This window comes from Anaerotruncus sp. G3(2012) (genome assembly GCF_000403395.2).
GTDB lineage: Bacteria > Bacillota > Clostridia > Oscillospirales > Ruminococcaceae > Anaerotruncus.
The window spans coordinates 798,762-818,023 of record NZ_KE159657.1 but is presented as its reverse complement, the minus strand read 5'-3'; the positions used below and the strand labels follow the sequence as shown (position 1 = coordinate 818,023).

The window sequence follows — 19,262 nt, the reverse complement described above, 5'->3', positions numbered from 1 at the left end:
TCCCCCGCTGTGTTGCAGCGGGGGATTTTTTATTCGACCGAAATCACAAAGTAGTAAACCGGCTGTCCGCCATTGATGAGCGCAACCTCCACATCCTCCGGCATCTTCGCGCTTACCGCGCGGTAGACTGCCTCGGCTTCCTCTTCAATCACGTCTTCGCCAAATAACAGGGTCACAAAGCTGCTGTCCCGGCGCACCAAAGACTTGGTCAGACGGACAACCGCCTTGGTCAGGTCGTGCTCGGTGAAAGCCAGCTTCCCGTTTTCCAATGCAAGCAGTTCGCCTTCCTTGATTTTATGCCCATCAAAATCACTGTCCCGAGCTGCAAAGGTAATCTGCCCGGTCCCAACCCGTTCATACGCTTTCTGCATGGTGAGCTGGTTGGACTTGACATCTGCATCTGCATCGAACGCGAGCATTGCCGCCAATCCCTGCGGGATCGTCCGGGTCTGCAGCACCACCACATTCCGATCCGCGAGCTTGGTCGCCTGCTCCGCTGCCATAATGATGTTCTTGTTGTTGGGCAGCACGAACACTGTTTTTGCCGGGGTCGCGTGCACCGCCGAAAGGATGTCGTCGGTCGACGGATTCATCGTCTGACCGCCCGAGACGATGTTATCCGCTCCGAGGTCCTCGAAAAGCTGGTGCATCCCCTTGCCTGCCGCAACTGCAACAAACCCATATTCCCGTGAGGGATCGACCACCGCATACCGGAACCCCTGGTCTGAAACCGGTTCCACGATCTTTTTCTTCTGGTTTTCAAACTGCTCCCGCATATTTTCAATCTTCATATTGGTGAGCTGTCCATTTTCAAGCGCTTTCTGAAGGGCAAGGCCCGGATTGTCGGTATGCACATGGGTCTTGATGATCTCATCATCGTCAACCACTACAACGCAGTCACCAATCGTCTCAAGATAGGTGCGCAGCGGCTGCGGGTCTACTGTCCGCTCCTTTTTCAAAATGATAAACTCGGTGCAATAGGTGAAGGTGATTTCTCCTTCGTACTCCCCTGCTGCGTTTTTATCCGGGTGTATCGAATCCGAGTCGTTTTTCGCGCTCTCTTCGGCAAGCTCTATGATCCCGTTGCCGTCGAATACCGACGCCATCCCCTGGAAGATCACCAGCAGGCCCTGTCCGCCCGCATCGACCACGCCTGCCTTTTTGAGAACCGGCAGCAGCTCGGGGGTTTGGTCCAGCGCTTCCTGTGCCGCAGAAACCACTACCCTCCAGATCTCGGCGGGGGTAACCTCGTCGGTGAGTACCTCCCGCGCCGCAACGGCCGCCAGACGGGCAACCGTGAGAATCGTCCCTTCGGTCGGCTTCATTACCGCCTTATAAGCTGCCTCCACGCCCTTTTCGAGAGCCGCCACGAGATGCTCCGCATCCGCCTGCTTCTGATCTTTCAGCCCGCGGGAAAATCCACGGAAAAGCAGCGAAAGGATCACGCCGGAATTCCCGCGCGCTCCCCGCAGGAGCGCAGATGCGCAGACATCCGCCGCCTTGGAGACATCCGATCCGTCCGGGAGCCGGATCAGCTCCCGTTTTGCCGCCGACGCGGTCATCGACATATTGGTTCCGGTATCGCCGTCCGGCACCGGGAAAACGTTCAATGCATCTACTGCCTGCCGTTTGTTCGTGATGTGGTTTGCTCCCGAGATAAACGCGTCCCTGAGCATCTGTCCTGTAATCACAATGTTTGACCCCCATATATCCAGTATTATCGGTTCAGAAAGGATGCATCAGACGCCCTCGGTCTTCATCGCGTCGACAAAAACATTGACTTTTGACACGTCCAGATTGGTTGCCTGTTCGACGGTATAACGCACCTTATTGACAATGCTTTTGACAATCGCAGAAATGTTCACCCCATAAACAACGGTGATGTGCAGATCAATCACCAGGCCGCCGCCCGAAGCGCGCACACGGACACCGGTATCCTGCGTCTGTCTGCCAGCGATTGCCGAGCGAAGTCCCTGCGCCGCAGTACCGACCATCCCAGCCACTCCAAAACACTCGGAAGCCGCCTTGCCTACCAGGTTAGAGAAATACTCCTGGGAAATTTCTATTTTTCCATACTGATTTTCTATGCTGACCAAATCTTGAGTCCCCCTTTTCTTTCCGTTTCTAATCAAACAATTTTGCTGGAAGTGCTTGGTTCTATAGCAGTTTGAAAACAGGACGATTTTTCAGGCAATCATCCAAATACCCGTATAAAACTACCATTCAACTATATTATAAAATAAATCCTGCTCTGTTGCAATCATTTCTGCCTGAAATTCCCGATTAAACGAAATTTGTCCTTGACGGTAGAGCAATGGCAAAAACAGGCATTCGGCCTCAAATGCCTCACAAAAGGCTTCCAACCCTTCCCCTGTCCCCTTATAGGCAGCGTAAAGTGTCTCAAGCTGTTCGCTGTACCCCACCGAATAAGCAAGTGCCCCTCCGCTCATCAGCGGCGAAATATCCATATTCTCAAACAGGCGGACCTCTCCCAAATACAGGTCATAGCCGCCTCGGGCGAGGCTCTCCTCGTACTGGGAAAACGACTGTGAGACCACCTCTACACGAATTCCGATCTGGGAAAGCTGTTCGACAATCAGGGTTGCAGCAGCGGTGCGGGCCGCGTTCTCGCTGTTGGTCAACAGGCGCAGCCGAATTGGTTCCCCTAAAATGCCGAGCCGATAACCATATTCATCCGTCTGTGTCAGCCCCAGCCGGTCAAGCAGGGCATCTGCCTGTGTAAGCTGGCGGGGCGCTGAACGGTTGAGGGCTCCGAGCCGGTAGAACGATGGATGAAACGGATAGCGGGAAACTTCAGCGCAGGACATATAAGCAGTTGAGACCAGCTCGTCCCGGTTCAGCGCCAAATCAAGCGCACGCCGGAACGCCGGCTCGGCCAGCACCCCCTGCTGCCTGCCGTTTATTCCAAGAAATACCATACGGTTTTGTGACACCACACGCCCGGAAGTGGACAGATTGTTTGTCTCTGAGCCGCTCAAGTCAGAGTAATGCAGGTCGATCTCCCCTGATTTCAACGAGAAAGCCAGTGCGGACGGATCGGTGGAGGAAACCAACCGGATTGTTTCAATCGAGCCTTTCTCACCATAATAAAGCGGGTTCGCCGAAAGCATAACACCGGTATTTCCCCAAGTCCCGGAAACATAGTACCGGCTGATTCCGGTCGGGAAGTCGGCATCCGCATGCCCTTCCTTGATGATTGGAAAAGAAAGCAGCGCAGCAAAATCTGCGTCCGGTTGAGAAAGGGTAAATATGACGTTCCCTTCTTGATCGACCTCACATCGCTCGACATTCTGCAAACGCATTGCAATGCTCTGCCCTGAAGCGACCGCCGTACGGAACGAATAGACCACATCTGCCCCCTGCAACAGTGATCCATCCGAAAAAAGGATGTTCCTTCGCAGCTTGACAGTACAAATATTCCCATTATAGGTCACTGACTCCGCAAGCCGGTTTTCAGGCCGGTAGGAAGGGTCGATCCGTGTCAGGCTGTCATAAAGCAGAGGGATCAGCTGGCGGTTCAGTTCGGTCTTCATCTTATATGGGTTGAGCGAGTCCGAAGCGCTGTACGCCAACCGCAGTTCACTGACCGGCTGCACCTGCTCCGGCTGCGAAGTAACTGGAGCAGGCACCGGTATCTGCTCCGGAGAAATATCCTCTGGTTCAGGTTCGGAGACCGCACAACCGGAAACTGCGACTGCAACCGCCAACAGAAGCGCATAATATCTTTGTTTCATCTGGTTCTCCATCTGGTTCAAAATCGGGCAGCCCACCCATAGACGGAACATATAAGCCATCTATACAGCAATATTGGGGTCCATGGACCTGTGAATAAACCGAATAGCGGTTTACCTGCCAGAATCTATTATACCCGATAAAGGTTCCATTTTCAATGAAGATTTGGAAAGTATCCCGTAAAATCTCGTGATCATAGCGAAAGCACTGGCTATATCCCGCCATCTCCAAGCAACTTGGTGTCACGATGCGGCCGCTGCTTTACGGCTATTGCACCACAATTCGTTCGATTGACTCAACCTTCCCTGCCTTCCCAAACCGCAGCAGGACTCCATGCAGCTCGATCCGGTCAGGGTCGTTGGCAAACCGCTTGGGCAGGCCGGTGCGGAGTTTTTCAATCGCGCGTTCCCGTTCAACCCCCAGGATCGAATCTCGCCCGCCGCACATCCCTGCATCTGTGATGTAGGCAGTCCCGTTTGGAAGCAGGCGCTCATCTGCGGTCTGAACATGCGTATGGGTGCCAACTACCGCTGAAACGCGGCCATCCAGATAGTATCCCATTGCCAGCTTTTCGGCGGTCGCTTCCGCATGAAAATCTACCAGAATATTTGGGCAGTCGATCTGCTTCAAAAGGAGATCGACTGCATCAAACGGACTTTGGTGCACCGGTTCCATATAAACCCTTCCCTGCAGATTGATAACACAGAGGGAAAAAGCGGGATGATCGTAGAGGAACACCCCTGAACCAGGCGCGGAAGGGTGGTAGTTTGCCGGACGAAGCACGCCGGTCTGCTCCTCCAGCAGATCGTATATCTCCCGCCGGCGCAGGCTGTGGTTTCCGGTCGTAATGATATCAACGCCGCTGTCGAACAGATGGCGTGCACTATGCGGAAGAATCCCGTTTCCCTCTGCTGAATTTTCTCCATTCGCAACCACCACCCCCGCCTGGCAGACCTGTTTCAGACGCGGAAGTTCCCGGCGCAGACGCTCACATCCCGCCTGCCCCACAACATCCCCGAAAAACAATACATTCATCCAATCACCATCCAGTCCCTGTATTCTGGTTTTTAACAGGCTTGAGGGACATATTCCATGTCCCCAAATTTTACTCGATTTTCTTTGTTTGATTCAAAATCCGCCTTCAGCGGCTACACTCTGAAAGGTTCGCCGGCCATTGGGAAGGATGCGGTTTCCAAAGGCTTCCATATTTGACCGCACTCCACAGAATACAGCGTCCCCAAAAGATTCTAAAATGTAGGAAGGAGCCTTTTTATCAAAAAAGGCTCCCTGTTCTTCCTCAAAGCACTTTTGAAAGAAAATCCTTGAGGCGCGGATTCTGTGGATTGCCAAAAAAGACATCCGGAGGGTTCTGCTCGAGGATCTGTCCCCCATCCATAAACAGAACACGGGTTCCCACCTCACGCGCAAATCCCATCTCATGGGTGACGACGACCATGGTCATTCCCTCAGACGCAAGCTGCTTCATCAGCTCCAATACCTCGCCAACCATCTCCGGGTCGAGCGCGGAGGTCGGCTCATCAAACAGCATGACCTCTGGGTTCATCGCCAACGCCCGTACAATCGCGATCCGCTGCTGCTGGCCTCCCGAAAGCTGGTTCGGATAGGAATTGGCTTTTTCCGCCAGTCCAATCCGGCTCAGAAGCTGCATCGCTTTTTGATCCGCCTCCGCCTGTGTCATCAGCCCCAGCTTAACCGGTGCAAGGGTGATGTTTTCGCGCACGCTCAAATGCGCAAATAAGTTGAACTGCTGAAACACCATTCCCATCTTCTGGCGCAGCTTATTGATGTCACATTTTTTATCCACAATGTTGACGCCATCAAACCAGATCTCCCCGCTGGTCGGTTCCTCGAGCCGGTTCAGGCAGCGCAGAAAGGTCGATTTCCCGGAGCCAGATGGCCCGATGACAACCACCTTTTCGCCTTTTTCAATCTTCTCGTCAATCCCCTGAAGGACGCAGTGCCCATGAAAGGATTTTTTCAGGTTTTTAACGTCGATCACCTTTCGCCAGCCTCCTTTCGAGTTGTTTCTGAATCTGGGTCATGCCAACCACCAGTACCAGATAGATGACCGCCGCAATGAAAAGCGGCTCCCCAACAAACGCCCGGCCTTTGATCCCGTCCGCCACCTTAGTCAGGTCACGTACCGCGATATAGCCGGCAACCGAAGTTTCTTTCAGCAGAGTAATGAACTCGTTGAAGAGGGCAGGCAGAATGTTTTTGATCGCCTGCGGAAGAACAATCAGACGCATCGTCATCCAGGAGGTCAAGCCGAGTGAACGCCCCGCTTCGGTCTGCCCGCGGCTGATCGAAAGGATGCCGGAGCGGAAAATTTCTGCAACATAAGCACCCGAATTCAGGCCAAATCCCACGATTGCAACCGGGGTGCCGTTGGTCATGGAGGTAAAGACCGCAGTATACAGAATCAGGAGCTGCACCACCACTGGCGTGCCGCGGATTACCGTCAGATAGAGATTGCAGATCGCCTCGAGCGGCCATAATTTACGGTTGTTCACCGCCGAAACCTTGATGACTGCTACGACCAGCCCGATCAGAATACCCATCACAGTTGCACATGCAGCGATCAGCAGCGTGCGCCCCAGTCCTTCCAGGTATTGTTTCCATCTGTCTGCCTCAATCAGCGCGACATACAGATTATAGTAGTGCGTCTGTAAAAATTCCGCCATCACTTTCTCCAGCCTTTCCATGTCCGAAGGAAGGGACTCTGTGTCCCCTCTGTGCACCGCTTCCAAACCGTATCATCATAATTATACATGAATATTGATTAAATGCAAGGAAAACGCTCCCGATTGCGGGTGAATCGGTAAACTTCAGAGAAAAAACAGGGCGGAGGTATCGGAAATACCCCCGCCTGTCGTATCCAGCATTCTGATTACGCTGCGGTCATATGCTTTGTGACCAGCTCATCGATTTCTCCATTGGCGACCATCTGCTCCAGCACCTTGTTCACCGCATCCAACAGATCCGGGCACTCTTTCTTGACCGCAATCGCATAGCTCTCTTCGGTCAGGGAGTCCGGCAGAACCTCCAGTGCACCGTTGCTGTTGGCAGCAATCGACTCGGCGGGCAGCTTGTCGATGATAACCGCGTCGCACTTGCCTGCCGACAGCGCCGCACCAGCGTCAATGCCGCTCTTGAACCGCAGGACTTCCTTTGCCGCAACCTCATCGGTCGCATAAAAATCACCAGTGGTCAGTTCCTGCACCGCAATGGTCAGGCCATCAAGCGCATCAGCAGTGACGCCGCTGCCCGCTTTGACAATGACATACTGCGCAGATTTTACATATTCGATCGAGAAGTCGACCTGTTCCGCACGTTCCGGCTTGATGGTCATACCTGCTGCCGCAATGTCGCCCTTGTCGGTTTTCAGCGAGTCGATCAGAAGATCGAAGTTCATGTCGAGAATCTCCAGCTCAACCCCCAGATCATCTGCGATCGCCTGTGCGACATCCACATCAACCCCGGCCGGCTTCCCATCGTCCCCGATATACTCGAACGGAGGGAACGAAGCATTGGTCATCATCACCAGTTTCCCAGCGGATTTGATCCGGTCGATGTTCGGGGTGCTGTCCGACGCTTCGGACGAGCTGCTCTCGGCGGGGGCCGATGCCTCGGCCGAGGAGGACGGTGCTGCGGAAGATGCAGGAGCCGCCGAAGAAGAAGGTGCGCTGCTGCCGCCACAGGCTGCGAGCGAGGCCGCCATGGTCATTGCAAGAATGCCTGCCAAAATCTTTTTCATTTCGAATTTCCTCCCTAACCATTCTATACATTTTCAGAATGTTGTTTGCATGTGATGACATTATTATACATGTATTTCGGAGAAAATCAAGCTTTTTTATGAAAAAATATTCAAAATGCAGATTTTTTATGCATCTTCACTATGATTTCTCACAGCGATCCAATAAGTTTTGCATATCTTGAGGGAAAGGCGCGTCAACCACAAGCGGATTCCCGCCCACCGGATGGGCAAATGAGAGGCTTGCGCAATGCAGAGCCTGACGTACAATCCATTCCTGCGGCCCTCCATAAAGCAGGTCGCCAAGCAGCGGGCATCCAATCTGCGACAGATGCACCCGGATCTGGTGTGTACGCCCGGTCTGTAACCGGCAGCGTACCACGCTGCACCCTTCCCCGCGTGCGATAACGGTATATTCTGTCACCGCGCGCTGCCCGTCCGGCAACACCATCCGATGCGGATCGGAGCGGTCGGGCTGGCCAATCGGCAGGTCGATGATCCCGGAGACAGGGTCCGGAGTCCCGGAGGCCACCGCAATATAGCACTTTTCCACCCGTCCGGTCAGTGCCGCAGCTGCAAACGCATTGCGGGCGATCAGCACTGCGCCGGTCGTATCCCGATCTAACCGGTTGAGGATATGGCAGGTCTGCGCGATGCCCTGTTCCGCGCAGTGGTGCGCAAACACATTGGCAAGCGTCCCCTGCTGGAGGCTGCGCACTGGGTGGCACGCCATCCCGGATGGCTTGTTGTAGACGATCAGGTCGTCATCCTCGTAGAGGATAGCCACCGGCAGGCTGCACTGCTCCAGCGGCTTTGGCGTATCGTGCAGGGTAATTTTTATCTGATCCCCAGTGTGCACCCGGTCAATCGTGCGGACCTGCTGCCCGTTGCGGAGAATCCCGCCTGGGCAGGTCTTGAGCGACCGGACGAGCGAATAGGAGCATCCCGCCCCTCCCCGCAGAAAATGCAGCAGCTTTCGCCCATCATACTCCGGAGGGACCGTATAATTGAGAACCCTCAAAACGGGAGTGCGTCCTCGTCCTCTTCTTCATCGTCGTATCCCCAGCCGCCGTAAGAATTTCCATTGTTGTTGCCGCAGTAGATTCCCTTCTTGACCGGTGCGAGCAAAAAGCCGACGATAACCCCTGCCAGCAGGCAGACCAGACCGATTAAAGTTGTCATTTTCCGATCCATATACAGGCCCCTTTCCTCTTTTCAACTATGTAAATTTTGACGCAAAAACGCAGCCGTAGTGGCTACGGCTGCGCAGTTGATCCGCAGAAATTACTTATCCATGCCAAAACGCTTTTTGAATCTGTCAACACGCCCGCCGGTATCAACCAGCTTCTGACGGCCGGTGAAGAACGGATGGCACTTGGAGCAGATTTCGACGCGGATATTCTCCTTAGTCGAACGGGTATGGATCACTTCGCCGCAGGCGCAGGTAATCGTAGTCTCCTTGTAGTTCGGATGAATGCCCTGTTTCATGATTGTTTCACCTCTCTCTGACATCTATATTGGATGTCATAAATGTAACATATGAATATTACCACAAGTATATCCCGAAAGCAAGTCTTTTTTTCAGATTTCCGCTTTTTCTGCCAAACTCTGCCGGATCAGACCCCCAAAAGCTGTTTCATCGAGCTGCCAATCGCTTCCGAGCGGGCGCCGATCTCCGCTTCTCCGCTGCCAACAAGCGACAGGTAGAGCTTGATCTTCGGTTCGGTGCCGGACGGACGGACAATCGCAGTGCAGCCGTTTTCCAGTCGGTACTCCAGCACATTGGATTTGGGCAGATCAATCGTGCTGACGCCCGCCGCACTGGTTGCGGTCGAGAGTTGGTAATCGAGCACCTCGGATACCGGCGAGCCAGCGATTTCCTTGGGCGGATTGCCGCGCATGGTGGACATGATCTCATCCATCTTCTTCATGCCCTGTGCACCCTCAAACTGGAAATTCGCGACACTTTCAACATACCGTCCGCATTTCTCATAGATCGCATTGAGCGCATCAATCAGGGTCATCCCCTTCTGCTTGTACCAGGAGGCCATCTCGACAATCAGCATCGAGCCGACAACCGCATCCTTGTCTCGGACATGGGTGCCCGCGAGATACCCATAACTCTCCTCAAAGCCGAATACGAACCGCTCGGGATGTCCCGCCGCTTCCGCAATCGCGATCTGCTCGCCGATGTACTTGAAGCCGGTCAGGACATTTTTAACCTCAACCCCATACATTTTACCAATCGCGTTGGTCAGCTTGGTAGAAACGATGGTGGTCACTGCAAACGGGTCTTTCGGCATGGTACCGTTTGCCATCCGGTTCTGACAGATATAGTCAAACAGAAGTGCTCCGACGTGGTTTCCGGTCAGCAGATGGTAGCCGTCCGCTGCCTTTACTGCGATACCCACCCGATCGCAGTCAGGATCGGTTGCGAGAAGCAGATCGGCGCCGATCTTTTCGGAGAGCTCCAGGCCCTTTTGCAGTGCCTCCTTAATCTCGGGATTGGGGAACGGGCAGGTCGGGAAGTTACCATCCGGCATCTCCTGCTCGGGGACGACGGTAACATCCGCCACGCCGATCTTCTTGAGCACCCGGCGAACCGGCTTATTGCCCGAGCCGTTAAGCGGCGAATAGACCAGCTTCAGGCCCGCCTGTGCACAGACGCCCGGATTGACCTGCTGAGCCAGCGTCGCCTGAATGAAACTGTCAATCAGTTCGTCGGTGATATAGGAAATACTTCCATCCGCAAGTCCCTGCTCGAAGGCGACTCGTTTGATCCCATCGAAATAGTCAAGCGCATTGATTTCTGCAAGCACCGCATCCGCTGCAACTTCAGTAAGCTGTCCGCCGTCGCTTCCATAAACCTTGTAACCGTTGTATTTTGCGGGATTGTGGGAGGCTGTAACCATAATCCCCGCCTCGCAATGCAGCTCACGGGTTGCAAACGAAAGGGTCGGGACCGGCATCAGTTCCTGGTAGATATGTACCTTGATCCCATTTGCCGCGAGCACCCCTGCCGCCTCTTTCGAGAACAGGTCGGACTTGATCCGGCTGTCGTACGAGATTGCAACTGTCGCGTGTTCAAATTTCTGGTTCAGATAGTTGGCGAGACCCTGAGTCGCACGCCGGATGGTGTAAATGTTCATCCGGTTGGTCCCTGCGCCGATAATACCGCGCAGTCCAGCGGTTCCAAAAGCCAGGTCTCTGTAAAACCGCTCAAAAATTTCTTCCTCCTGCCCTTTGATAGATTCCAGCTCTACAGATAGGTCAGCATCCTCAAGGTTGGTTCCCAGCCAGCGTTGATACAGATCGTTATGGTTCATAAACTACCCCTCCAATAATTCCGGAAATTTAGGCAAATTGCTATTCTTATGATATCCTTTTCCTGTCTCAAAGTCAATCAATCTGACCAAAAAAATCCTGTTTTGCACAAAAAATCCCTCTGATGGCCAAACAACAGAGGGATTCCTGACTTCTATTGATCTTTCTTATCGTCCAACGCAGCTAACGCGACATCGAATATCTTGTTGACCCGTGTTTTCAGTTCGAACAGCTTCCTTTTCAGGAACTCATTCTGACGCTTGATTTCTACCACCTGGATATAACGGCGCACCTTAATCTTCATCAGCTCCGCATTTACCGGCTTCTGGAGATAATCCACTGCGCCAAGCTGGAGACACTCCAATTCAAAGTTGCGCCCTTCCATGCTTGTAAGAAAAATCACAGGAATATTGCACAATTTCGGGTCCTGTTGGAGAATCTTCAACACATCCTGCCCGCTTTTGGTCGGCATAACCATATCCATCAGGATCAGATCAGGGCTGTCGTACTCTTTCAGATAGCCCAGCGCCTGCAAGCCCGATTTCATCGTCAGCACCTCATATTCACCGCTCAGAAGCGCTTTGCCGATCGCCAAGCTGGTTGGATCGTCATCCACAATCATTATTTTATACATAGCGCTCCCCCTACGATGCCTTTCTATCCTTCCTCTATACATAGAGAAACCTACACTTTTCCTGATGAAGTATCCGCCCCATCCAAAAAGTGTAGATTTTTGGGTGTCGACAGTTGAGGTCGAACTGACACAATATCACTATCGACCAATTTTGTGTGCCGCCATTGAAAACAAATTACTCTGAATTTTATATAACCTGACAAACCTTCCTTGTGAGGCCATTTAAACACTGTTTTTTTCTGCCCTCAAAAACAAAAAAATGTTTTTTCTAAATTATAACAGACAGCAATCTCATTGTCAAGTGGCGTCTCCATAAAGGTGTGAGAATACGCAACAGAAACGGTTGGAATACCTGGGTTATTCTGGAACTCTATCCCCAAATGGCATGCAAAGCTTTAAGACAGCAGCCCACTGGTATTAGATGATTTTCTCCAGCTCTTTTTTCAACTTTTTGATGATCCGCTTTTCCAGACGCGAAATATACGACTGTGAGATCCCGATGATGTCTGCTACCTCCTTCTGGGTCTTTTCCTCCTGCCCCATCAGCCCAAACCGCAGATACATAATCGTACGTTCCCGCTCCCCGAGATGGCTGATCGCGTTGAGCAGCAGATTTTTTTCCGCTTCGTCTTCAATCGGACGGTTGATGCTGTCTGGATCGGTTCCAAGAATGTCCGAAAGCAGCAGCTCATTTCCATCCCAGTCGATATTCAGCGGTTCATCAATCGAAACCTCGTTTTTGTGCGACTGATTCTTCCGAAGGTGCATCAGAATTTCATTTTCGATACAGCGGGATGCATAGGTCGCCAGCTTGATGTTCTTCTGTGGGCGGAAGGTATTGACCGCCTTAATCAAACCGATCGTCCCAATCGAAATCAAATCTTCCACATTGATCCCTGTCGATTCAAATTTTTTCGCGATGTAAACCACCAACCGCAGGTTATGTACGGTCAGAATTTCGCGTGCAGCCTCATCGTTCCGCTCCAGACGCAGAAATACCTCCTTCTCCTCTTCCCTGGAAAGCGGGGCAGGCAGTGTCTCCGGTCCGTTGATATAGTAAATTCCCCGCAGTAATCCCAGTCTGCCAAGCAGGCGTTCCCACCAGAGGGCGACCCTCTTATTCCGCATTGCCATTTTCATCATTGCTACACCCTTTCCCTTCTCAATCAAAATTACTTAACATTCACGGAGCGCTTCTATATGGACCTGCTCAGGGATTCGCCGACCAGACAGGGATTCATCACAGCTTGATATTCCCCGCCAATCGGCTGCCTGCTCACTGCTATGTATACATCGGAAGTCTGTATCTGTGCCCCCTCTCCACTGATTCGGACCTCGTCCGGACGGAATGCCTCCAGCGCACCGTCCCCTGTCACGGTCACACAGGGAATAATCCGGAAACGGGTCTGCTCCTGCGGGCGGATGCGCTCTGCAAGTCCCCGGTCGCAGACGATCACCGGTGCACCCGAAAATGGCTCCTTCAGGTTGCTGCCGGTATCCGCAAGTCCTTTGAGCGAAATCTGTTTCCCTTCGGAGGTGATTACAAGGTCATAGAGATGCTTCGGGGCAGACCGGCTGAAAAACAGCCGGTCAACCAGCCAGAGCACCAGATATGCCCCTGTACAGCAGCCGACCAGAAGCAGCATCGGAAGATCGAAGTAAACGACGCCATTGTAAAAAAACATCCCAACCGGCTCTGCCAGAAACGAAAGCAGAAACAGAAGCCCCCCCATCCCGACCGCAGAAACGGCGACGGCCAGCAGAAGTTTTAAAAATCTTCGCCGATTCTGCCAGCCAAATGCCGCCAATACCATCACACAGGAAAGCAGCAGTTTGTAACCTGCCTGAAACCACCAGCCGATATAGGGCAAAAAGATAACCAATGCCCCCAGCGCACCCGTCAGAGCGCCCAGACCGAGCCTCCCACGGCGGGTGACCACCCCCGCCAGCTTTGCAGCTGCCATCAGCACCAGCAGGTTGATGACATAATTCACCACTACCAGAACATCTGCATAGACTTCCATAAGACGCCCCCTCAAGCCGGACGATCGTTTTCCGGCATCCGGGTTTGAAACAAACCCGCTTCTTTTTTATCTGCTGACTCTATTATAGGGAGCGGACAAGTCTTGATTCTGTCGAAAGCGGGTGGACAGGAAGATATTTCCCGGACAATCGCAAGAACTGCAAAGCCTGCATACTATGGGAAAGAGCGGCATAAGCACCTGTTCTGTACCATCCATCGTCAGCTTCTGATCCCTGCTCTCCCATATCAGAAAGTATGGCGCAGGTGCCAGATGAACTGCCGCCCAACTGCTGCATTTTATTTTATACAAAAGGTGTGATTATGAATGGCTTTCTGCTACAACAATGGAGGATGCTGCTGTAATTGCTGTGGTTGCTGCAACTGCTGCGGTTGTTGTAACTGTTGCTGTTGCTGCTGCGAGAAAAAGCGGCCAACAGTCAAAAACGACTGCAAAATCCAGCCGGTCAGCGGCTGCACCGGGAAAGACTGCGAATGGTATCCGGTCGAGGAAAACTGCCCTGATTCCCGGGAAATGCGCATCTGCCGCGACCAGAACGGCTTCTGCGGCATGTACCCTGCCGATTGCAGAAACAGATTCTGGCCAGATTTTGCCCATCCACGCTGGCTCTGCTGCCAGGACCTCTATTGCGCTCGGTAATGTCCGGAACAAAACATATCAAAAAGCGGCTTGAACCTGTACGGTTCAAGCCGCTTTTTTCCCTTATTCACTCCGAAGCCGGCATAGCGTCAAACCAAATGTTATGCAATCTTTTCAAGGAAGCCATGGGGTTCTATTGACAACCCCGCCTGCGTATTGTACTATAGAAAAAACGCTGAAGCGTACGGATGCGGCAGAAGCCGCCTGCTGAAACAGCCTGAAGGCTCACCTTTGGTGGGCCTTTTTATCGTAAAGGAGGACTTTCTCTGAATCTGCAAACCTTTTTTCTGTTCCATCCCAAAGCTGCCCTCGCCTTTTCGGGTGGCGTTGACTCTGCCTATCTGCTCTATGCGGCGAAGCAGATGCACTGCGATCTTCGCGCATACTTTGTTCAGTCCCAATTCCAACCGGAATTTGAACTTCAGGACGCCCAACGGTTCACCGAACAGCTCGGTATCCCACTCACTGTCCTGCCCTGCGATATTTTGCAGCATCCATTGGTAGTGGAAAATGGCCCCTTGCGGTGCTATCACTGCAAAACTGCCCTTTTCACCGCTCTTTGGGAGCGCGCGCGTATGGATGGCTACCCCCTGCTTCTGGACGGCACCAACGCCTCTGACCGTACAGATGACCGCCCCGGTATGCGGGCACTCGAGGAACTGGAAGTGCGCTCTCCCCTGCGGGAATGCGGACTTACCAAAGCTGACATCCGAAGCCTTTCCAAGGAAGCTGGGCTGTTTACATGGGACAAGCCTGCATATGCCTGCCTTGCCACCCGCATCCCCACCGGCACCTCGATTACGGCAGAACAGCTTGAGCACGTAGAGCGGTCGGAGCAGATCTTGTCCTCCCTCGGCTTTTCAGATTTGCGGGTACGGACCGAAAACGGCAGTGCCTGCCTGGAGCTGCCTCACCCCCAATTTATCAGAGCAGTGCAGCTGCACCAGGAGATTCGCACCGCTCTTTCCCCTTATTTTAAAAGGGTTCTGCTCAATCTGGCTCCCAGAGATTAGGGATTGTTTGAAAGGGGAGAAAAACGGTTATTCCGTCTTTCCCGGCAGCTTTTGCGGGCCACGTCCTGGAAAGATTCTGCGAACATATGAAATCGTTTGGCAACACACCAATTGCCAACAGAGCACAGGAGGAATTATGGCACAGGAAAAACTATTGGAACTTCTGCGCCGGGTGCAGGAGGGTACAGTCTCCCCCGAGCAGGCGGTCCTGGAGTTGAAAGTCAGCCCATTCGAAGATTTGGGATATGCAAAAGTAGACCACCACCGGGCAATCCGCCAGGGGATTCCGGAAGTGATCTTTGGGAGCGGAAAAACCGCCGAACAGATTCTTGGCATCGCTTCCGCAATGCGGCGGCGCGGCAACGAAAATATCCTGATTACCCGTCTTTCGGATGAGAAAGCCAGAATCCTCGCAGAACAGTTTCCCCTTACCTATGACCCGGTTTCCCGCATCGGAATCATCGGCCAGAAAGGGGAGGTCACCGCATCAGGGACGATTGTCGTGGCGACAGGAGGAACCAGCGATCTCCCGGTCGCAGAGGAAGCTGCACTCACCGCCGAGGCTCTCGGCAACCGGGTAGAACGGCTCTACGATGTCGGTGTCGCCGGCCTGCATCGGATGCTGGCGCATCTGGACGCCATCATGGAAGCCCGGGTGATTGTCGCGGTCGCTGGGATGGAAGGGGCGCTCGCCAGCGTGCTCGGAGGGCTGGTCGACTGTCCAGTGATTGCCGTACCCACCAGCATCGGTTACGGCGCGAATTTTGGCGGGCTTTCTGCCCTGCTTTCGATGCTCAATTCCTGTGCAAGCGGGGTAAGTGTCGTGAACATCGACAACGGATTCGGTGCGGGCTATCTCGCCAGCATGATAAACCACATGGGAGGAGAAAACAAATGAAAACACTCTATCTGGAATGCAATATGGGGGCTGCTGGCGACATGCTGATGGCTGCCTTGTTTGAAATCTGTCCAAACAAGCAGGCGTTTTTGCAGCAGATCAACCATCTGGGACTTCCGGAAATCACTGTAGAAGCCATACCTGCGCAAAAATGCGGGATTAACGGCACACAAATGCGAATTCTGGTGCGTGGACAGGAGGAACCAGCCAACGACCACCTGCACGACCACGATCACCCGCACGACCACGATCACTCGCACGACCACCACGATCACAGCCACCCGCACGATCACAGCCACCCGCACGACCACAGCCACCCGCACGACCACAGCCACCCGCACGACCACGATCACCCGCACGACCACGATCACCCGCACGACCACGATCACCCGCACAACTACAGCCATCTGCATGACCACAATCACTCGCATCACCACTACAGCTATGCGGACATCTGTGAACGGATCGAGCAGCTCGATCTGCCGCAAACCGTCAAAAAAGATGCTGCGGCAGTCTATCGCCTGATCGGTGACGCAGAATCCCATGCTCACGGTGCCCCGATCGACCAGATTCATTTTCACGAGGTCGGTTCCCTAGACGCGGTTGCGGACGTCGTTGGATGTTGTCTGCTGTTTCACTTGATCGGCGCAGATGAGGTGGTCGTCTCCCCTATCCATGTCGGCTGTGGAACGGTCCGCTGTGCACACGGCGTTCTCCCTGTTCCAGCGCCTGCCACCGCCCATATCCTGCAAGGGGCCCCAATCTACGGTGGGCGGATACCTGGGGAGCTTTGCACCCCTACTGGTGCGGCCCTGCTCCGGCATTTTGCCTCTCGGTTCGGCGAAATGCCACAGATGTCAGCTTCTGGGATTGGTTACGGAATGGGACATAAAACTTTTGAAGCCGCCAACTGCCTCCGGGCGTTTCTGGGCGAAACCGGCCATGCCCAGGAAGAGATTGTTGAACTCTGCTGCAACCTTGATGATATCACATCGGAAGCGCTCGGATTTGCAGCAGACCTCCTATTGGAAAATGGTGCACTGGACGTGTTTACCACCCCAATTTACATGAAAAAGAACCGCCCTGCCTATCTGCTGACCTGCCTCTGTACGCCCCAGGAGCAGGAAAAATTCACCCATCTGATGTTGCTGCACACAACCACACTCGGTGTGCGCAGCCGCCTTTGCAAGCGTGAAACGCTCGAATATCAAATCTCCACGGTGGAGACCGCTTTTGGCCCAGTTCGGGTAAAAACTGCATCCGGTTATGGAGTCCGCCGCACAAAACCGGAATTCGAGGATCTAAAAAAGATTGCGGCAGAACAGGGCCTGACGATGGCCGAAGTCTGCCGCTTAGTAGAATCTGCTCTGCATCATGAAATTTGAGGTTTCGATCTAGCGGATCGTCGCCCCTCCGAGTACCCGGTCACCCTCATAAAAGACAACCGCCTGTCCTTTGGTGACCGCCCTCTGTGGCTGTGCAAACTGCACCTGCACAGACCCATTCCCCAATGGATGGACGGTCGCTGAGGCTGGCCTGTGGGCATAGCGAATTTTGGCTGTACAGGGAAACGGTCGTTCCGGGGTGGAATCGTCTGTCATCCGCAGATCGTCTGCAAAAAGTCGGTCCGTGTAAACAGCGCTGTCATCTGAAAGGGTCACCGTGTTCGACACCGGATCCAGATGGCTGACTGTCCGTTTCACTCCCAGCGCGATCCCCAGCCCTCTGCGTTGCCCGATCGTGTAATACAGAACCCCTTTATGCCGTCCAATCACCGTCCCATTATCGTCCAAATAATCCCCTTCCTGCGGAATCTCTCCCGTATAGCGGGTGATGAAACCAGCATAATCCCCATCCGGCACAAAGCAGATGTCCTGGCTGTCCGATTTGGAAAAGACAGGAAGTCCAGCTTGAGCCGCGATCTCACGTACTTCCGCCTTGCTGTAACGGTCGATCGGGAGCAGAAGCCGCGAAAGCTGCTCCTGCGATAGATGGTAGAGCACGTAGGACTGGTCCTTTCTCTCCTGCTGGCTCCGCAAAAGCCAAAACTGACCACTCTGTCTGTCGAACCGGACGCCCGCATAATGACCGGTCGAAATAAAATCAAAGCCGAGCCGCTCCGCATCTTCTGAAAACGCTCCGAACTTGATCGTCTTGTTGCAGGCGATGCAGGGATTCGGGGTTTCTCCGTTCTGATAGCCGTGTATAAAGTAATCGAGTACGCCTTTTGAAAAGCGTTCCCGATAGTCAAACACAAAGTGCGGGATGCCAAGCCGTTCACAGACCCGTCTGGCGTCTCCGGTGTTGTCCTCAGAGCATCCGTCAAACAGTTCAAACGTCGCACCCGCAACCTCGTAACCCTGCCTTTGTAGGAGCAGTGCGGCAACCGAACTGTCCACACCGCCGCTCATCGCAACCAGTACCCTTTTCTGCATAGTTCTCCTTTTCCTTCTGGAAATACAACAGGCAAAGCCATCGCTCTCCCGTGGCTCCGCCTGTCTGTCGTGTTCTCAATTCTTTATGCAATCAACCCGAAATACAGCCCTGTTGCAACCGCTCCGGCCAACAAAAGCACTCCCACAATTAAAAGCAGTTTCAAAGCGATATGCGGCGCTTTTGGCTCCATCGGCGGAGGCTCCGGCCTTCGAGGATGGTTCCCCTCTTCCCATCTGGAGAGTGTATCCTGCCCGCGCCACTGGCTTTCTTTCGACTGCTCCCACTTCAGTTCAGGAGGGGTTTTTTTCTCCTGCTCTATCACGGGAGTCTCCTGCCATGTAAATCTATCTGTGGTCTTGGACGGTTCCGGATTGGTAGGCATCTTTCCTGGTTGCTGTTCCCATCCAGGCGGCGGACTGGGCGGTACTTCCCACCCGGGAGCTGTGTCCGACTGCTGTTGTTCCCATCCAGACGGCGGACTGGGCGGTGCTTCCCATCCAGGTGGCGGACTAGGCGGTGCTTCCCACCCGGGGACTGTGCCCGGCTGTTGTTCCCATCCAGGTGGCGGACTAGGCGGTGCTTCCCACCCAGGGACTGTGCCCGGCTGCTGTTCCCGCATAGGCGGTGGGCTGGGCGACATTTTCCACCCGGGAGCTGTGCCCGGCTGCTGTGCCCGCACAGGGGGCGGGCTGGACGGTGCTTCCCATCCGGGGGCTGTGCCCGGCTGCTGTGCCCGCACAGGGGGCGG

At 53.7% G+C, this 19,262-nt stretch carries 20 protein-coding genes; 3 read left to right on the top strand and 17 right to left on the bottom strand.

From position 1 onward, the window contains the following. Nucleotides 1-29: 29 nt before the first annotated feature. The 15 genes from C814_RS09595 to C814_RS23480 all read right to left on the bottom strand — a co-directional run bounded on the left by C814_RS09595 (nt 30) and on the right by C814_RS23480 (nt 14,079). Nucleotides 30-1,691 carry a DAK2 domain-containing protein gene (locus tag C814_RS09595; protein WP_016315484.1) on the bottom strand — a complete coding sequence of 554 codons (1,662 nt, stop codon included), beginning with the start codon at nt 1,689-1,691 and terminating at the stop codon, nt 30-32. A 48-nt stretch (nt 1,692-1,739) separates the two neighbouring features. Continuing rightward, nucleotides 1,740-2,096 (bottom strand): Asp23/Gls24 family envelope stress response protein, encoded by a 357-nt coding sequence (locus C814_RS09590; protein ID WP_016315483.1) that lies wholly within the window; start codon nt 2,094-2,096, stop codon nt 1,740-1,742. 120 nt (nt 2,097-2,216) lie between these two features. Continuing rightward, nucleotides 2,217-3,755, bottom strand: a complete 1,539-nt coding sequence (locus C814_RS09585; RefSeq protein WP_016315482.1) for an ABC transporter substrate-binding protein — start codon at nt 3,753-3,755, stop codon at nt 2,217-2,219. Between the two features lie 265 nt (nt 3,756-4,020). Continuing rightward, nucleotides 4,021-4,788, bottom strand: coding sequence for a TIGR00282 family metallophosphoesterase (locus tag C814_RS09580; RefSeq protein ID WP_016315481.1), 768 nt, complete (start codon nt 4,786-4,788; stop codon nt 4,021-4,023). 262 nt (nt 4,789-5,050) lie between these two features. Then, nucleotides 5,051-5,773 (bottom strand): amino acid ABC transporter ATP-binding protein, encoded by a 723-nt coding sequence (locus tag C814_RS09575; protein WP_016315480.1) that lies wholly within the window; start codon nt 5,771-5,773, stop codon nt 5,051-5,053. Then, complete coding sequence (locus C814_RS09570) at nt 5,760-6,458, bottom strand: amino acid ABC transporter permease (RefSeq protein WP_016315479.1); 699 nt, start codon at nt 6,456-6,458, stop codon at nt 5,760-5,762. Before C814_RS09570 ends, C814_RS09575 begins: the two co-directional genes overlap by 14 nt. 206 nt (nt 6,459-6,664) lie before the next feature. Beyond that, nucleotides 6,665-7,531 (bottom strand): ABC transporter substrate-binding protein, encoded by an 867-nt coding sequence (locus C814_RS09565; protein ID WP_016315478.1) that lies wholly within the window; start codon nt 7,529-7,531, stop codon nt 6,665-6,667. Between the two features lie 139 nt (nt 7,532-7,670). After that, nucleotides 7,671-8,549, bottom strand: coding sequence for an RluA family pseudouridine synthase (locus C814_RS09560; RefSeq protein WP_016315477.1), 879 nt, complete (start codon nt 8,547-8,549; stop codon nt 7,671-7,673). Further along, on the bottom strand, nt 8,546-8,722 hold the full coding sequence (locus C814_RS24075) for a hypothetical protein (protein WP_016315476.1): 177 nt from the start codon (nt 8,720-8,722) through the stop codon (nt 8,546-8,548). Before C814_RS24075 ends, C814_RS09560 begins: the two co-directional genes overlap by 4 nt. A gap of 90 nt (nt 8,723-8,812) precedes the next feature. After that, a complete protein-coding gene (gene rpmE / locus C814_RS09555) occupies nt 8,813-9,016 on the bottom strand; it encodes a 50S ribosomal protein L31 (protein WP_016315475.1) in 204 nt (67 codons plus the stop codon). A 128-nt stretch (nt 9,017-9,144) separates the two neighbouring features. Next, nucleotides 9,145-10,854 (bottom strand): phospho-sugar mutase, encoded by a 1,710-nt coding sequence (locus tag C814_RS09550; RefSeq protein ID WP_016315474.1) that lies wholly within the window; start codon nt 10,852-10,854, stop codon nt 9,145-9,147. Between the two features lie 152 nt (nt 10,855-11,006). After that, nucleotides 11,007-11,486 (bottom strand): response regulator, encoded by a 480-nt coding sequence (locus C814_RS09545; RefSeq protein ID WP_016315473.1) that lies wholly within the window; start codon nt 11,484-11,486, stop codon nt 11,007-11,009. A gap of 417 nt (nt 11,487-11,903) precedes the next feature. Further along, complete coding sequence (gene sigE / locus C814_RS09540; RefSeq protein WP_196809913.1) at nt 11,904-12,614, bottom strand: RNA polymerase sporulation sigma factor SigE; 711 nt, start codon at nt 12,612-12,614, stop codon at nt 11,904-11,906. Between the two features lie 68 nt (nt 12,615-12,682). Beyond that, the gene (locus tag C814_RS09535; protein ID WP_016315471.1) at nt 12,683-13,510 is read right to left on the bottom strand and encodes a sigma-E processing peptidase SpoIIGA; all 828 of its coding nucleotides are present in this window, start codon (nt 13,508-13,510) and stop codon (nt 12,683-12,685) included. A gap of 335 nt (nt 13,511-13,845) precedes the next feature. Next, a complete protein-coding gene (locus C814_RS23480) occupies nt 13,846-14,079 on the bottom strand; it encodes a hypothetical protein (RefSeq protein ID WP_147407889.1) in 234 nt (77 codons plus the stop codon). Between the two features lie 354 nt (nt 14,080-14,433). Between C814_RS23480 and larE the strand changes: the two genes are divergently transcribed. From larE to larC, 3 genes are all read left to right on the top strand, one after another. Beyond that, the gene (gene larE, locus C814_RS0104060) at nt 14,434-15,180 is read left to right on the top strand and encodes an ATP-dependent sacrificial sulfur transferase LarE (RefSeq protein WP_031219507.1); all 747 of its coding nucleotides are present in this window, start codon (nt 14,434-14,436) and stop codon (nt 15,178-15,180) included. Nucleotides 15,181-15,316: 136 nt separating this feature from the next. Continuing rightward, nucleotides 15,317-16,078, top strand: a complete 762-nt coding sequence (gene larB / locus C814_RS09525; protein WP_016315469.1) for a nickel pincer cofactor biosynthesis protein LarB — start codon at nt 15,317-15,319, stop codon at nt 16,076-16,078. Then, entirely contained in the window at nt 16,075-17,463 is a 1,389-nt protein-coding gene (gene larC / locus C814_RS09520; RefSeq protein WP_016315468.1) for a nickel pincer cofactor biosynthesis protein LarC, read from the top strand. The genes larB and larC overlap by 4 nt, the downstream gene beginning before the upstream one ends. Before the next feature lie 9 nt (nt 17,464-17,472). Here the strand turns inward: larC and mnmA are convergent, their stop codons facing one another. Together mnmA and C814_RS0104055 are read right to left on the bottom strand one after the other, a co-directional pair. Next, entirely contained in the window at nt 17,473-18,513 is a 1,041-nt protein-coding gene (gene mnmA, locus C814_RS09515) for a tRNA 2-thiouridine(34) synthase MnmA (RefSeq protein ID WP_016315467.1), read from the bottom strand. A gap of 83 nt (nt 18,514-18,596) precedes the next feature. Further along, nucleotides 18,597-18,896 carry a hypothetical protein gene (locus tag C814_RS0104055; RefSeq protein ID WP_147407888.1) on the bottom strand — a complete coding sequence of 100 codons (300 nt, stop codon included), beginning with the start codon at nt 18,894-18,896 and terminating at the stop codon, nt 18,597-18,599. Between the last annotated feature and the right edge of the window lie 366 nt (nt 18,897-19,262).

Excerpts from the sequence above, each read along its gene's own strand:
- C814_RS09585 (WP_016315482.1), bottom strand. The coding sequence starts at position 3,755 with ATGAAACAAAGATATTATGCGCTTCTGTTGGCGGTTGCAGTCGCAGTT.
- C814_RS09580 (WP_016315481.1), bottom strand. The coding sequence starts at position 4,788 with ATGAATGTATTGTTTTTCGGGGATGTTGTGGGGCAGGCGGGATGTGAG.
- C814_RS09570 (WP_016315479.1), bottom strand. The coding sequence starts at position 6,458 with ATGGCGGAATTTTTACAGACGCACTACTATAATCTGTATGTCGCGCTG.
- C814_RS09565 (WP_016315478.1), bottom strand. The coding sequence starts at position 7,531 with ATGAAAAAGATTTTGGCAGGCATTCTTGCAATGACCATGGCGGCCTCG.
- C814_RS24075 (WP_016315476.1), bottom strand. The coding sequence starts at position 8,722 with ATGGATCGGAAAATGACAACTTTAATCGGTCTGGTCTGCCTGCTGGCA.
- rpmE (WP_016315475.1), bottom strand. The coding sequence starts at position 9,016 with ATGAAACAGGGCATTCATCCGAACTACAAGGAGACTACGATTACCTGC.
- C814_RS09550 (WP_016315474.1), bottom strand. The coding sequence starts at position 10,854 with ATGAACCATAACGATCTGTATCAACGCTGGCTGGGAACCAACCTTGAG.
- C814_RS09545 (WP_016315473.1), bottom strand. The coding sequence starts at position 11,486 with ATGTATAAAATAATGATTGTGGATGACGATCCAACCAGCTTGGCGATC.
- sigE (WP_196809913.1), bottom strand. The coding sequence starts at position 12,614 with ATGCGGAATAAGAGGGTCGCCCTCTGGTGGGAACGCCTGCTTGGCAGA.
- C814_RS09535 (WP_016315471.1), bottom strand. The coding sequence starts at position 13,510 with ATGGAAGTCTATGCAGATGTTCTGGTAGTGGTGAATTATGTCATCAAC.
- C814_RS23480 (WP_147407889.1), bottom strand. The coding sequence starts at position 14,079 with ATGCCGCAGAAGCCGTTCTGGTCGCGGCAGATGCGCATTTCCCGGGAA.
- larB (WP_016315469.1), top strand. The coding sequence starts at position 15,317 with ATGGCACAGGAAAAACTATTGGAACTTCTGCGCCGGGTGCAGGAGGGT.
- larC (WP_016315468.1), top strand. The coding sequence starts at position 16,075 with ATGAAAACACTCTATCTGGAATGCAATATGGGGGCTGCTGGCGACATG.
- mnmA (WP_016315467.1), bottom strand. The coding sequence starts at position 18,513 with ATGCAGAAAAGGGTACTGGTTGCGATGAGCGGCGGTGTGGACAGTTCG.
- C814_RS0104055 (WP_147407888.1), bottom strand. The coding sequence starts at position 18,896 with ATGCCTACCAATCCGGAACCGTCCAAGACCACAGATAGATTTACATGG.